The 13,367-nt window shown below is 54.8% G+C and carries 14 protein-coding genes and 1 pseudogene; 8 read left to right on the top strand and 7 right to left on the bottom strand.

The annotated features are described in order from the left end of the window. Positions 1-360: transposase (locus JM93_RS11075; protein WP_208995097.1), on the top strand; the 360-nt coding region annotated here is incomplete at its 5' end. Positions 361-425: 65 nt separating this feature from the next. Here JM93_RS11075 and JM93_RS11070 read toward each other — a convergent pair. Together JM93_RS11070 and aroC are read right to left on the bottom strand one after the other, a co-directional pair. Then, positions 426-626 (bottom strand): annotated as a pseudogene (locus JM93_RS11070) (dienelactone hydrolase family protein); the annotation flags it as partial. Between the two features lie 156 nt (positions 627-782). Continuing rightward, the gene (gene aroC / locus JM93_RS11065; RefSeq protein ID WP_145343260.1) at positions 783-1,868 is read right to left on the bottom strand and encodes a chorismate synthase; all 1,086 of its coding nucleotides are present in this window, start codon (positions 1,866-1,868) and stop codon (positions 783-785) included. Positions 1,869-2,197: 329 nt separating this feature from the next. On the opposite strand from aroC, the gene JM93_RS11060 reads away from it, so the two are divergent. Then, positions 2,198-4,468, top strand: a complete 2,271-nt coding sequence (locus JM93_RS11060; RefSeq protein WP_145343258.1) for a putative bifunctional diguanylate cyclase/phosphodiesterase — start codon at positions 2,198-2,200, stop codon at positions 4,466-4,468. On the opposite strand, the gene JM93_RS11055 is transcribed toward JM93_RS11060, so the two are convergent. The 3 genes from JM93_RS11055 to fabI form a co-directional block, all read right to left on the bottom strand. Then, on the bottom strand, positions 4,454-5,644 hold the full coding sequence (locus tag JM93_RS11055; protein ID WP_145343256.1) for a DUF3095 family protein: 1,191 nt from the start codon (positions 5,642-5,644) through the stop codon (positions 4,454-4,456). The two genes, JM93_RS11060 and JM93_RS11055, sit on opposite strands and share 15 nt — an antisense overlap. A 93-nt stretch (positions 5,645-5,737) precedes the next feature. After that, complete coding sequence (locus tag JM93_RS11050; protein WP_145343254.1) at positions 5,738-6,370, bottom strand: histidine phosphatase family protein; 633 nt, start codon at positions 6,368-6,370, stop codon at positions 5,738-5,740. Positions 6,371-6,459: 89 nt separating this feature from the next. Then, entirely contained in the window at positions 6,460-7,278 is an 819-nt protein-coding gene (fabI, locus tag JM93_RS11045; protein WP_145343252.1) for an enoyl-ACP reductase FabI, read from the bottom strand. 169 nt (positions 7,279-7,447) lie between these two features. On the opposite strand from fabI, the gene JM93_RS11040 reads away from it, so the two are divergent. Both JM93_RS11040 and JM93_RS11035 read left to right on the top strand, forming a co-directional pair. Then, a complete protein-coding gene (locus JM93_RS11040; protein ID WP_145343250.1) occupies positions 7,448-8,860 on the top strand; it encodes an FAD-binding oxidoreductase in 1,413 nt (470 codons plus the stop codon). Between the two features lie 217 nt (positions 8,861-9,077). Continuing rightward, the gene (locus tag JM93_RS11035; RefSeq protein ID WP_145343248.1) at positions 9,078-9,512 is read left to right on the top strand and encodes a glyoxalase superfamily protein; all 435 of its coding nucleotides are present in this window, start codon (positions 9,078-9,080) and stop codon (positions 9,510-9,512) included. 54 nt (positions 9,513-9,566) lie between these two features. Here JM93_RS11035 and JM93_RS11030 read toward each other — a convergent pair whose 3' ends face one another. Further along, the gene (locus tag JM93_RS11030) at positions 9,567-10,403 is read right to left on the bottom strand and encodes a class I SAM-dependent DNA methyltransferase (protein WP_170230624.1); all 837 of its coding nucleotides are present in this window, start codon (positions 10,401-10,403) and stop codon (positions 9,567-9,569) included. Between the two features lie 71 nt (positions 10,404-10,474). Further along, positions 10,475-11,215, bottom strand: a complete 741-nt coding sequence (locus tag JM93_RS11025) for an SOS response-associated peptidase (RefSeq protein ID WP_145343244.1) — start codon at positions 11,213-11,215, stop codon at positions 10,475-10,477. Between the two features lie 117 nt (positions 11,216-11,332). Between JM93_RS11025 and JM93_RS11020 the strand changes: the two genes are divergently transcribed. The 4 genes from JM93_RS11020 (at position 11,333) to JM93_RS11005 (ending at position 13,340) form a co-directional block, all read left to right on the top strand. After that, positions 11,333-11,845 carry a hypothetical protein gene (locus JM93_RS11020; protein WP_145343242.1) on the top strand — a complete coding sequence of 171 codons (513 nt, stop codon included), beginning with the start codon at positions 11,333-11,335 and terminating at the stop codon, positions 11,843-11,845. A gap of 54 nt (positions 11,846-11,899) precedes the next feature. Beyond that, complete coding sequence (locus JM93_RS11015; RefSeq protein ID WP_145343240.1) at positions 11,900-12,331, top strand: NUDIX hydrolase; 432 nt, start codon at positions 11,900-11,902, stop codon at positions 12,329-12,331. A gap of 44 nt (positions 12,332-12,375) precedes the next feature. Further along, positions 12,376-12,876 carry a TIGR02301 family protein gene (locus JM93_RS11010; RefSeq protein WP_244300808.1) on the top strand — a complete coding sequence of 167 codons (501 nt, stop codon included), beginning with the start codon at positions 12,376-12,378 and terminating at the stop codon, positions 12,874-12,876. A 191-nt stretch (positions 12,877-13,067) separates the two neighbouring features. After that, positions 13,068-13,340 carry a hypothetical protein gene (locus tag JM93_RS11005; RefSeq protein WP_145343238.1) on the top strand — a complete coding sequence of 91 codons (273 nt, stop codon included), beginning with the start codon at positions 13,068-13,070 and terminating at the stop codon, positions 13,338-13,340. Positions 13,341-13,367 lie beyond the last annotated feature (27 nt).

Below are 13,367 nucleotides of genomic sequence, written 5' to 3'. Positions count from 1 at the left end.
CAAGAGAACCGCAGGGCAGCACAGGAAAAGGCTGACGCTGTTATCGCAGACCTGCGGGCACAACGTCTGACACGAGCTGCCGATCTCATTGAAGAGAGCATCGACGAGACGCTGACCTACTACGGCTTTCCGGACAGCCATTGGCGCAAGATCAGGACGAACAATCCTCTGGAGCGGATAATGAAAGAGATCCGGCGGCGAACGCGAGTTGTCGGGGCGTTCCCGGATGGTCAATCATGCCTGAACCTGGCCGCGGCAAGACTCAGACATATCGCGGCCGGCAAATGGTCCGCCCGAAAATACATGAACATGGCACCGCTCTACCAGGAGCAACACCAAACCCACGGAGCCGTCGCCTGAAAACAAAAGTGCGAAAAATATTTGACACTACCCCTGGCTGCGGCTTGGCTGGGCGCGTTCGGCATTCAGCTCAGATGCTGTTTGAAAAACGCAATGGTGCGTTTTTCGGCAAAAGCTGCGGCTTTGGCATCGAAGCGCGGCGTAGTGTCATTGTGAAAACCATGGTTCGCGCCGGGATACATGTGCGCAGCGTAGTCGTCGTTGTTTGCTTTAAGCGCTTCTTCATACGCCGGCCAGCCAGCGTTGATCCGTTCGTCCAACTCGGCATCCGGCGTCACCTCATTCATCACGCTCTGCGTTAGCCAGCGCCCGGGACAGTAAAGTTAGTGGGAGAGCCTCCAACGGTGATGTCCATAGTCGCGTTGGTCACGGGATTTCGTGAAAACGCGGCATCACGTCTGACAAATCGATCGACACAGGGCTTATCCGATTTGGGCACGATGCCGAATGAAGTGATCTGCAAGCACGCATGCCATCATTGCTTCTCCAACCGGCACAGCCCGTATGCCGACACAAGGATCATGCCGGCCCTTGGTCATTACATCGATTTCTTCGCCAGTCCGCGTAATAGACTTGCGCTCAGTCAAAATGGACGACGTCGGTTTGACCGCGAAGCGCACGACAAGCGGGTCACCATTAGAAATACCGCCTAGAACACCGCCTGCATTGTTGGTCAAGAATACGGGTTTTCCATCCTCACCGATGCGAATCTCGTCCGCATTTTCTTCGCCGCTCAAACGTGCAGCTTCAAAGCCGTTGCCGATTTCAACGCCCTTGACTGCGTTGATTGACATCATCGCCGCAGACAAGTCGGTGTCGAGCTTGCCATAGATCGGCGCACCGAGGCCAACGGGTACACCTTCCGCAACAACCTCGATCACCGCGCCAACAGAAGAGCCGGCCTTGCGCACCCTGTCGAGATAATCAGCCCAGTACGCAGCGGCTTTTTCGTCCGGGGCAAAAAATGGGTTCTGATCGACCTGGTTCCAGTCCCAGTTGGAGCGGTCGATTTCATGAGGACCGACCTGAACAAGCGCTGCCCGGATCGTAACGCCATCTAGGACTTTACGAGCAACAGCGCCGGCAGCGACACGCATGGCCGTTTCGCGGGCAGAGGATCTCCCGCCGCCGCGGTAATCCCTAATGCCGTATTTCGCGTCATAGGTAAAATCTGCGTGGCCCGGCCGAAAGCGATCTTTGATTTCAGAGTAATCCTTCGATCGTTGATCTGTATTCTCGACCATCAAAGAGATCGGTGTCCCAGTCGTTTTTTGAACGCCATCTTCATCAACCATCACACCAGAAAGGATTTTAACCTCATCGGGCTCGCGGCGCTGTGTCGTAAACCGGGATTGGCCCGGCTTGCGCTTTTCCATGAAGACTTGAATGTCTGTTTCGGTCAGCGGCAGCAACGGCGGGCAGCCATCAACAACACATCCGATCGCAGGTCCGTGGCTTTCTCCCCACGTGGTGACACGGAACATATGACCGAAACTGTTGTGCGACATAACTTTCTTTCATTCGGGATGACGTCCGCAGATCCGGCCGGGTTGAGGCCTCGGCTGCGCAAAAAAGACGGTGCCAGCGATACGGCATCACAAGGAAAAGCTCAAGATGGGAGGCGACGGCAATGGCTACGGCTTGTAAAGCACAAGACAGGCTTCACAAGCATGGGAGCAAAAACACGAAAACAGTCACATAAGGTTTTTTCCGGCCTTATCTCTGATCACAATTTACCGAGCCCTGCCGTTTACGGAGCTACGGATCGTTATCTTTGGAAAAATTTAAGTATCAGACCCCATTGTCAGCGTGTCAGTGAAGTACAGAAGGTGTGTCCGTGAACATTAGGCAATGGTTATCCGGCATAGTCGTGTTTCTGCTGGCACCAAGCCTTCTCTTTGCAGGTCTTTGGGTGAAGAATTCACTCAACGAAGTTCGTGCTCTAGACGCCGGTCTCTCGGCGCTGAATGCAGCAAGCGGACTGGAAAGCGCCATTCGCGCCCGCATGCTGCAAGATGATCCGCTGTCGGACCTCGCCCCCCCCGAAATACGGCCCGCGCTGCAAATGAGCGAAGAAGAAGCGGTTGAATACCAGCTCAGCTTGACTGTCTTTCGCGACGCGGAGACTGTGCATGGAGCGCTTCGCGGTGCACGCAGCGCAATTAGGCTTCTATTTCAAAGCGCCAAAATCTCGTCGGTTATAAGTCCCCAGGCGTCCGAGCTTGCGTATTTGATCAGTGACACCCTGCCGACCGTCATTATCGAATCGAGTGCGATGGTGCACGGTGGTCTCCGCTTGGCTGAAAAACCTGAACTCAATCTCTGGGATAAGATGGCAATCCCAGTGCAAGGTGGCCAATTCAAGGTCTCGGCCGATACCGTCACACGCGTCACCAACATGACTATTGGAATGCTCCCGGAGGCCGGCACTGCAGACTTGCGAATGCTATCGGACAACTACCGCGCGTCGAACGGTATTTATCAAAACGCCGGATCTCGCTTGCTCATGTCAACCAGCGCAGCACAAACCGGCCAAGATATCGAGGCTGGTCCCGTGCTGGACGCATGGCCAGAGCTCGCGAATGCCACCATGGATTTGTGGGCGGGCTCGGTTGCCTACCTAACGGCGGAACTCGAAGAACGCCGGTCCGCAACCTCGCTTGGTGTTGTCCTTGCCGGAACCGTCGGGCTGCTCGTTATCGCGGCCGCATTTGGCTTGGCTATTGTCCTGAGCCGCGCAGTCGCGGAACGTACGCAAAAAGAATTCGACAAACTGGGCTATCATGACCCGCTAACCGGCTTGCCAAACCGGCGCGGATTGATGTCTGCCCTGGAAGTGGAAGCTGGAACCGAGCCTGAAGGCTTCCCGGCCCTCATGCTTCTCGACATTCGGCGCTTTAAAGCAATCAACAATCGTTACGGAGACGAGGTTGGGGATTCTGTTTTGCGCAGCATCGCAGAAGACCTTGCCGTGTTTGGGGATACGGACGATTTCATCGTCCGCACCGGGGGAACCGAATTTGCAATTTTGCGAAGAAATGTCACCGACCAGAAGAGCTTTCACGAACTGGGCGAGAAAATCGTTCAACATTTAGCGCGAGAACGAAATGTTGACGGGTTCGACATAAGCTTGGAAAGCTGCATCGGCTACGCGATCGGCACCGTTCGTCAGCAAGCCACAGAACAGCTGATCATGGACGCAACACTCGCGCTGCGATCCGTTAAACAGCGCAACACACTGTCGGTATGCCAATTCCATCCAAACATGCGTGCCCAGTTTGAAAAAAACACTGAAATTGCAAAAGATCTGCTTGAGGCAATGAACAGCGGCCACATCCTTGCGTGGTTCCAGCCTCAAATATGCGCAAAATCCGACACTGTCGTTGGAGCGGAAGCTCTGGTGCGCTGGGTCGATGCAGAAAACGGTGTCCGCTACCCCGGCGCTTTTTTGCCTGCAGCAGAAGAAGCAGGCTATATGGAAAGGGTTGACAGGTGCGTACGCAAACAGGCGCTTGCCATGACGGCGCGCCTTAGAGAAAACTGCCCAATTCCTTTTCATGTCGGACTAAATGTCACCGCCTCGGTGCTTATTGACGAAGACTGTGTCGCTCTGCTCCTGGAAGAGGTTGAGGCAGCAGGGCTCAAGCCCGACTGCGTCAGTATCGAAATCCTCGAGGCAGTTATGATCGATGAGTTTGCGGCAACACCGATCAAGGCCAACATCGCCAAGCTGTCAGAACTTGGATTTTTCATCGAGCTGGATGACTTCGGCACTGGGCACTCAAGCATCACCAGCCTTCGGGACCTGAAAGTCGACCGGGTGAAGATTGACAGGAGCTTTGTGCGCGGCGTCGATTCCGACCCTGAGCTCCAGAAATTCACCCGCGCTTTGATCCAGCTCGCGCGCAGTCTGGATATATCCACCTTGGCCGAGGGCGTCGAGACAGAGGCCGAGCGCACATGGCTGGCGGATCATGGATGTGATGTAATCCAGGGTTTTCTTGTTTCAAAGGCTGTCCCGGAGGCTGATCTTTTCAAGCAGATTGCCGAGCGGGCCGCCCGCACCGAAACCCCGCCCCACCCCTTGGCGGCCTCAGCCAGTGTTTAAGCAGTCTTTGGCACGTGCTTGGGTTTGCAGCCGTCTGTGAAAATCGGTTGCAGCCTCGGAAAAGCCTCCGTCTTCTCCATCTATGAAATGAATGTGCTGGCTATTGCCCATATCTGTCACGAAGCACGTCATCAGCGCAGATTTCGACACCTTCAGTCCGTAGGTCAACAAGCCACTTGAATAGGCATTCTGCAAATATTGCTCCAACGCATTTGTTTGCTCATGCGTCAAATCCAACACAAGCCGGAGAGCATCATCGAATTTGCGATGATCAGTGTTGCGGCTGATTTCCGCTAGATACTGTTTTGGCCGGAATGGCCCAACCCGAAATCCGGTCACATATCCCCATACAAAAGCAACGCATTCCAAAACCGTTCTGACTGCGAAACCAACCTTGCCGATGGTTGGCCCGATAAGTCGCACTTCCCTCCGGAACCCGCTCGGCAGGAACTTGAAACGCAGATTTTCAGGTGTCACCAACTGGGCGGATTGCCCTTCCGACAAAGGATTGAACCCGATTGCGTCGGTCATGCCTTCGATGATGGAGTTAAGCTGATGACCGCCTTTAGGTTTCAAGATCAATGTGACCATCTTGCCATACTTGGAAGGCAGCGGCTCCCAACGGCACGACAATCCATCGAGGCTGGGAAGGTCCGCGCCCTCCAAGTTGAGCCGGTAGGGAGAACACGCCTGCTCATCCTTGAGGATCTTCTCGGATAGCTCAAGACCATCCCCAATTGCCATGGCAAGATAGTTGCCAGGAGACAGTTCGAACTTCCGCAGCTTTATGTCCGTGCCGCGTGCACGCAGATCGGCCACCGGGATAATAGCGATCCGTAGATCGAGCTGTGCGGCATCGCGGGCTAGCAAAGCAACTCCCCGCAGCGCTTCGCGGCTGGGTTCCAAATGTTTGGCCGGAACAACCAAAAGGGCACCGTCCCCGCCGAAAACGAAAGGAATGTCATCGCGACCAAGCTTGTTCAAGACCGCCGAAATGACCGCGGCACCGATTAGGTTGACATCTTTGTAGCGCCCTTCTGCGACAGCCTCCCGGGACCGGACAATATCAGCGGCCAGGACCAGCCAATCATCCGGCACGCTCCGGAAACCCTCAAAATCGCCCAACCGGGCCAGATCGGAAAAGCTTTCAAGATCGCGATAAAACTGGTCGGACATCTGATCGTTGTTCCCAAGCTACACGACTAGAATACGCATATTTCTGCATCTATGATGCATCGCGCACTGATAACATCCATGTGTACAGCGTGGCTAAACCCACTCCATCTGGCTGTGATACCAGACAAAAACCCGGTCTTGAGGGACATCAAGCTTCGGAATATCCGAGGTTGCAAGACCTTCCAAGTGACCGCGGAGCACACGGAAAACGCCACCGTGAGCCACCACAACACTCTGTTCTTCAAAACTCTCCAACCATCCCCCGATCCGTTTGGCGAGCATTTCGTAGCTTTCGCCGCCGCCGGGGGGCACAAAAGCCCATTTGTCAATGCGCCGCTGCTCGACCAGCTCCGGCGTTTGCTCTGCCAACTCGGGGATCGTGAAACCCTCCCACGCGCCGAAAGTTAGCTCCTTGAGACGCGGTTCGGTGGTATAGGCCTGCGGATCAAGACCCATGTTTTCACGCAGCAGCTCCATGGTTCTGCGGGTACGGTCCATTGGTGAGGCAACAAACCGGAACATGCTGGCAGTGAGCCCGTTTTTTTCAAAAAAGTCCTTTAAACGCCTGCCGTTCGAACAGGCCTGCTCCCGACCGGTCGCGTTCAAAGGGATTTCCTTCTGTCCCTGCATCCGTCCTTCGGCGTTCCAGTCCGTTTGGCCATGACGCACAAAAATAAGGCGCGCAGAAATTTCGAGCGGCTTAAGCCGGGAAACGGGAGCAGTCATCTAAACCAATCATATCTCGGGGCGGAGTTCGGCGCGGGAGCCAGTTAACTCGTCATAGACGAAAAAGGCCGGAAAATCCGGCCCTTGAGTTAGTCTTTAACCACCGAGATGTCCGGTGCATCGACGGCTTTCATGCCGACGATGTTGTATCCGCAATCCACATGCTGGATTTCGCCTGTCACTCCACGTCCAAGGTCAGACAGCAGGAATAAGGCACTGTCGCCAACTTCTTCAATGGTGACGGAGCGGCGCAAGGGGGCGTTGTATTCATTCCACTTTAAGATATAGCGGAAATCGCCAATCCCCGAGGCGGCGAGCGTTTTGATCGGGCCGGCGGAAATTGCATTTACGCGGATGTTCTGCGGGCCAAGGTCCATAGCGAGATACTTGACGCTTGCCTCAAGTGCAGCCTTTGCGACACCCATGACATTGTAGTGTGGCATGACCTTTTCTGCGCCGTAGTAGGTTAGAGTCAGGATTGAACCACCATCTGTCATAAGCTTCTCGGCTCGCTGCGTCACAGCCGTCAGCGAGTAGCAGGAGATGTCCATCGTCCTTGCAAAATTCGCAGATGAAGTGTCGACATAACGTCCGGTCAGCTCATCCTTATCCGAAAAAGCAACGGCATGAACAATGAAGTCAAGCTTGCCCCACTTCTCTTCAAGGTGCTTGAAAACCGCATCTATGCTGACCGGATCCGTCACATCGCAATGCCCGGCAACGATAGCGCCCAGTTGATCAGCAAGCGGTTCGACCCGCTTTTTCAGAGCATCGCCCTGATAGGTTAAGGCAATCTCGGCACCAGCATCTGCGGCGGCTTTTGCAATTCCCCACGCGATAGATCTGTTGTTCGCAACGCCCATGATCAGGCCACGCTTGCCAGTCATCAATCCACGCGTTTCCGCCATATTCATCTCCAGAAGGATTCATTAACTCTTGCCCGAAGGGCCGGCATGCTATGGCACAGGCCTAAATTTCCTTCAAGACACACCGTGGCGTAATGAGCCGTCGACGGCTTAAGCTCCACCTACTATGTTACCGCGAAAAACCAATATCGAATTGTGAGGTTCCCTTTTCATGGAGCAGTCAAACCACGCTGGCCGATTGGCGTCCATCGTCGGCGACGCGAATGTCTTGACCACTGTAGAAGACAAAGCGCCCTATCTTGTGGAATGGCGTGACCTGTATCAGGGCTCAACACCAATGGTGCTGCGGCCGGGCTCAACGGAAGAGGTCAGCAAGATTCTGAAATATGCATATGAGAACGGGCTGACCATTGTGCCGCAAGGCGGCAACACTGGCCTCGTTGGTGGTCAAATTCCAACGGAAAACGGCGGCGAAATCGTTCTCTCTCTCGGGCGCATGAACAAGGTGCGCAATATTGATCCGGTGGGTTTCACGATCACGGTTGAGAGTGGTGTTGTCCTAGAAACACTGCAGAACGAGGCTGAAAAGGCCGACCGGTTATTCCCGCTTTCGCTGGGCGCCCAAGGCTCATGTCAGATCGGAGGAAACATCTCGACCAATGCTGGCGGGACTGCGGTGCTTGCATACGGAAACACCCGGGATCTCGTTCTTGGGCTCGAAGTTGTGCTTCCGAACGGCGACATTTGGAATGGGCTGCGCACCCTTCGCAAGGACAACACCGGTTATGATTTGAAACAATTATTTATCGGTGGTGAGGGCACCCTGGGGATAATTACAGCCGCTTCTCTAAAGCTGTTCCCAAAGCCGAAAAAGCTCGAGGCATCATTTGTCGGGCTTCCTGATCCCCATGCTGCGCTCAAGCTGTTCTCTCTCGCCAAGCAAAAGGCGGGACCGGTGTTGACGGGGTTTGAAATCATGCCCCGCGTCGGCGTTGAATTCTGCCTGTCCCACCTTGATGGTGCCCGTGATCCGCTTGAGGCGCCGCACAATTGGTACGTATTGATGGAACTCTCGAGCGGTTCCGACGCTTTCCCGGTCCGGGACCTGTTGGAAGAAATTTTGGGCGAAGCGTTTGAAGACGGCTTGGTTGAAGACGCCGTCCTGTCCGAGAACCTGTCTCAGGTGAATGCGTTCTGGCACATCCGTCATGGCATGTCTGAGGTTCAAAAGGCCGAAGGCGGCTCGATCAAGCACGATGTTTCGGTGCCTGTTGCAGCGATTGCAGATTTTTTGGACAAGGCAATATCGGCGGTGAGCGAGTTTGTACCGGGATGCCGGCCCGTGCCGTTCGGACATTTGGGAGATGGCAATATCCATTTCAATGTAAGCCAACCAGTTGGAGCGGACAAGGAAGCCTATCTGAAAAACTGGGATGCGATGAACGAGATCGTTCACGGTATTGTTCATGACTTTGGGGGCTCAATCTCCGCAGAGCATGGGATCGGACGCCTGAAGCGGGACTTGCTCAAAACGGTCAAGAGCGACACCGAACTCGACCTCATGCATCGTATCAAAGACGCGTTCGATCCCAAAGGTTTGCTCAATCCCGGCCGTGTTCTCTAATACAATGACCGGATTGACTTGGCCGCGAACGGCGCTTAAACGCGTCCGTAAGGTCGGGGGCCCTGCCGTTCGCGGGCTGCAAGCAGCCTTTGGTGAAATCCCCATCGCATCCAATGTCTCAGCGGATACGGAAGCACAGACGCCTCTTGCATCTTTTTGCAGGTTGTCGGCAATGCGAACACCGTCATAGATGCCTGCCTCATAAGAGGGCTCGTAAATGACAATTTCTTCGGTGCAGAACCTAAAAGAGCAAGCTAAGCGCTTGCGCAACGCCATACCATCCGTACTGCAGCAGACTTGTACGCATGGCCAAGCCCTGGAGCTGATCGCAAAGCAACTCGGCTCCAGAGACTGGAATACCTTGCTCGCGACAACCCGGTCGCGAACTAGCGAGAAGACGTTTTCCCTGGGTCAGAGGGTAAGCGGTGAATACATGCGGCAACCATACAGCGCCAAAGTTATCGGTATTTCTCAACTGGCCGATGCCAACCGGTATCGCGTAACCCTGCAGCTCGACCATCCGGTCGATGTCGTCACCTTCGAGAGTTTCTCATGCTTTCGAAGCCGGATCAGTGCCGTTGTAGACCGGTTCGGAATATCCATTGCGCGGACATCGGACGGCAATCCGCATCTAAAAATTTTGGCAGCATAACAAGCAAAGCATGCGCGGCACCCTGCCCGCATGCCTCGCCTCCTTCAGCGCTGTTTACTGATCGCGCTTCTTTGAAACGATCATATGACCGGGCACCGGGGCGCCGTCTTCCAGTCTAACGGTGATATCTTCCCGAGACAGCGTTTGAAAACCGGCGTGCTCCAGTTCGCTGAGCAGGTGCGGCAAGTGATGGGCGAACCTGTTCTTAGGGCCAACAGCGAAACAGCTGTCTGCGAAAGCCGGATCCGGCAGAGTTTCGGTTGAAAAGGCAAACAGTCGGCCCTTGGGCAAGCGATCCGCTGCAGCGGAGATTATCGGTCTAACCTCGCCGAGATAGGGAAACACATCCGTGGCCGCGATAAAGTCGTACATTGGGCGTGTTCCGTCGTCCTCTTCAAATTCTTGAAGAAACTCGACAGCCTCGCCAATATAAAGGTCCTCATAGACCTCACGGTCATAGGCCAACTCGACAATACGTTCCGACAAGTCAACGCCAGTCATCCGAGCAGCACAATCGGAAAAAGCGATACCCGTCAGACCCGTGCCGCATCCGAGGTCGAGCAGTGTTTCAAATGGACCAAGGCCAAGCTTGCGGATGCGCTCGCGAAGCAGCAGCGGCACGCAATACCCGAGCTGATCCACTAGAATATCGTCGAACACATCGGCATGCTGGTCGAACAGTGTCGCAACATAGGCGTCCGGCATTTTGGAAGGAGCTGCCATGCGGCCCATCGCAGCCAACCGAATGCTCACACCGCCGGGGTCGGACGGATCCATTTCGAGTAGCTTGCGATATTCACGCTCGGCGCCGTCATGGTCGCCTTTCTTTTCGAGCTCAAGGCCATGATTATAGACCTCCGCCAGCGCATCTTCATCGGTTTCGTTCAACAGAGGCTCTCCAACTCGGTATTCGATTGCGCTTTCTACAGCGCTGCTGCATCTGCGGCCACAGCTGATTGGCCTCAAAATAGATCCAGCTGGTCTCTCCCGCCTTTTGGTTTTGCAGTTTGCTTCTTTGACTGAGGAGAGGCTGGTTGTTCCTCACAAGCCTCCTGGAGGCTTTTGTCATCGTTTGTCACCTTGTTGACCTTTGATGAAACCGGAACCGCTTGGAGATAATCGTTCTCAATCGGCCTCAGCAGATTGACCGCTTCTTTGACCGGGACGTCAGTGACATTCAGCCAGGTCTCAAAGTCTTGCCAATGAAGAATTGCCGGCATTCTGTGGTGGATGGGCGCCATCATATCGTTGGCATCCACTGTCAGCAGTGCTCCGGTGTCTATTTCCCCTCCATCAGCATCCGACCATGTTGACCATAGCCCGGCCATCGCTATGACGCCTCCCTCCACGGGGGAAATCCAGAAAGGTTGTTTGCCATCCGGTGTTCGGCACCATTCATAAAATCCTGAGGCTGGAACAATGCACCGATGATGGCGCATGGAGACTTTAAAGGATGGTTTTTGCGCAGCGGACTCGGCGCGCGCATTGATCAGCAAGGTGAAACTCGCCGGATCTTTAACCCAGCCCGGAACCAGCCCCCAGCGGACAAGTGCAAACCTGCGCTGGCCGTGTTCCCGGCGGACAATCCCGATCGGCTGAGTCGGCGCGATATTGTAGCGCGCCGGAAAATTCGGTTGATCGATGTAGCCGAACAGGGCCTTCACATCGTCGGGTGTGGCTGTAAGACTAAAGCGGCCGCACATTTACTGACCTATCATTTTAAGGGCGCTGCGTGAAAAGCGTTTGCACACGCACGGTTAGTTAATTGGCAACAAAACCGAAGTAGGTTCGAACCATAATGTAGTCGCCGGGGGAACGGTATGGAATGCGATGATCCAGTACTTGGCGCCGGAGTTTTGGCAGCTGAACGGCTGGAGCAGGCGAACATTAATGCTTCGACCGGATTGGCGACGGACTATCTGAACCATTTCAATGAAGTGGTTATGCTCCTTGAGATGCTGCCCGCCATGCCCGACTGTGCCGAAGACGTCATCGCGTGGAGCCCACTCGGTTATGCCGAGCATTTCGAAAACTCCTCGTTCAAAGACAAGAATCTTGCGATCCTTGCGTATTCTGCAGCACCTTCAGATCTCCGTGAACATCTGGAAGCGAATGTTGAAGCAATCAATTCGGCTGTTGGCGAGGCTCAGGACATGCTGAAAAACGCACCCGATGTCGCAGAAATTGCGGGCGAAGTGTCGGAAAAGGCCACGCTTCGCATTAAGCCGCTCATTTCGACCGCGAGCGGAATCATACATGGACACATTGAAACAGATACGCTTCAACCCGAAGGTGATGCGGCGCAAGCAGAAATCGATGCCATGTTTGCCTAGGCCGATTGGCCCCGCAGCTTATGCCAATGTTCATTTCTCACTCAGCCAGCCGACATGACATCTGAAGTCGCTTCGCGAAAAGGCCCCATTGTCGGCGTCAGCGTGTTGTGCCACGACCAGGATCGCGTGCTTCTGATCAAGCGCGGCAATCCGCCCTACAAGGGGCTTTGGAGCCTGCCGGGAGGGCGCGTTGAATATGGTGAGGCGCTGACCGCAGCGGCAGAGCGCGAGCTTTTTGAGGAAACTGGCATCAAAGCAACGCTTGGTGAACCGGTCGACATGTTCGAAACCATGATGCACGACGGCGCGGGCACCACGACAAGCCATTATGTGCTTGTCGTTTTCTCTGGTGCCTATTTGTCCGGCACGCCGTGGGCAGGAGATGATGCCGCCGACGCTTCTTGGTTTGCCATTGGAGAGCTGGGCAGCCTCCATACCACCCCAGGCACCGTCGCGCGGATAAAAAGACTGCTTCCAGGCCGATAGCCTGAAGCGGTCCGCCCGCCCCGCAACTGTATGATGTTCACGCTGTGTGCGGCAAACACTCCAGCATCAACATCACCAGCAATATTCGTGTGTTCAATCTGTCCGTGAATGACGCCTTTCTGTTGCGCATTTCCAGCACTGTCCTCATGATGCCGCCCATGCGATTTGCCATTTTTCTTCTGCTGGCAGTATGTCTTGCTACCAATTCTCCAGCCAGCCATGCACAAACGCCACAAACCGAGGAGCCGCCCTATGAGCAGCAGCTGCTCCGGCTGTCGGAGGTGATGGGTGCGCTGCATTTTTTACGGCCCCTGTGCGGGTCTAACGACGCACCGAGCTGGCGGCAAAATATGGAGGCGCTTTTGCTGGCAGAAGCCCGCACGGAGAACCGCAGGCGCAAGTTCATCGAACGTTTTAATCAGGGTTATCGTGGTTTTTCAGCAGTTTATAGGGTATGCACATCCACCGCGCGTACCGCTATGGAACAGTATATCGCAGAGGGCGAAACGCTGATAACCACAGTTACAAGCCGCTATGGTCGATAAATCCACAACCGTTGGGTCACTTCTTACCGATTGGTTAACCTTTCCGATAAAGATTGTGAATGGCCGTTAAGTTTGCGTTCACGGTTGCTACCCCTCCCGCTTCGGCGTGCTAGGATTCTTAGCAAGAGATTCGGAAAGACCGCATTGGCAGGCGCGTTTAGCCCCAGTGTTTTGAGACCGGTAAGGAACGAATGATAAACGACGATTTCAACGACGCTGCCATGGAAGCGGAATTTGCAGAAGATGAAGATCTCCGGCGGGCGGCACTCAGCTTCATAACCGATGCCTGGGCAGAGGCCATTGCAAACGGTGTGGACGCCGATGCGGTTGCTCATGCTGCCATGTTTACCGCCCTAGCCGACCTGGTTGCGACCTATGGCGAGGAAGCTGTGGCAAAGCTTGCGGAAGGCTTGCCGGACCGGATCCAGCGCGGCGACTACACCGTGAACCGTATCCTGCAATAAGTCTGATGTCCCGGCTGGTTCTGCAGC

The organism is Roseibium hamelinense (genome assembly GCF_007830545.1).
GTDB classification, from domain to species: domain Bacteria; phylum Pseudomonadota; class Alphaproteobacteria; order Rhizobiales; family Stappiaceae; genus Roseibium; species Roseibium hamelinense.
Note: the sequence above shows the minus strand (reverse complement) of the source record. Positions and strands in the feature narration are given on the sequence as shown.

Bases quoted from the DNA above. Each gene is read 5' to 3' on its own strand.
- aroC (WP_145343260.1), bottom strand. From the start codon at position 1,868: ATGTCGCACAACAGTTTCGGTCATATGTTCCGTGTCACCACGTGGGGA.
- JM93_RS11055 (WP_145343256.1), bottom strand. From the start codon at position 5,644: ATGTCCGACCAGTTTTATCGCGATCTTGAAAGCTTTTCCGATCTGGCC.
- JM93_RS11050 (WP_145343254.1), bottom strand. From the start codon at position 6,370: ATGACTGCTCCCGTTTCCCGGCTTAAGCCGCTCGAAATTTCTGCGCGC.
- fabI (WP_145343252.1), bottom strand. From the start codon at position 7,278: ATGGCGGAAACGCGTGGATTGATGACTGGCAAGCGTGGCCTGATCATG.
- JM93_RS11040 (WP_145343250.1), top strand. From the start codon at position 7,448: ATGGAGCAGTCAAACCACGCTGGCCGATTGGCGTCCATCGTCGGCGAC.
- JM93_RS11035 (WP_145343248.1), top strand. From the start codon at position 9,078: ATGACAATTTCTTCGGTGCAGAACCTAAAAGAGCAAGCTAAGCGCTTG.
- JM93_RS11025 (WP_145343244.1), bottom strand. From the start codon at position 11,215: ATGTGCGGCCGCTTTAGTCTTACAGCCACACCCGACGATGTGAAGGCC.
- JM93_RS11020 (WP_145343242.1), top strand. From the start codon at position 11,333: ATGGAATGCGATGATCCAGTACTTGGCGCCGGAGTTTTGGCAGCTGAA.
- JM93_RS11015 (WP_145343240.1), top strand. From the start codon at position 11,900: ATGACATCTGAAGTCGCTTCGCGAAAAGGCCCCATTGTCGGCGTCAGC.
- JM93_RS11005 (WP_145343238.1), top strand. From the start codon at position 13,068: ATGATAAACGACGATTTCAACGACGCTGCCATGGAAGCGGAATTTGCA.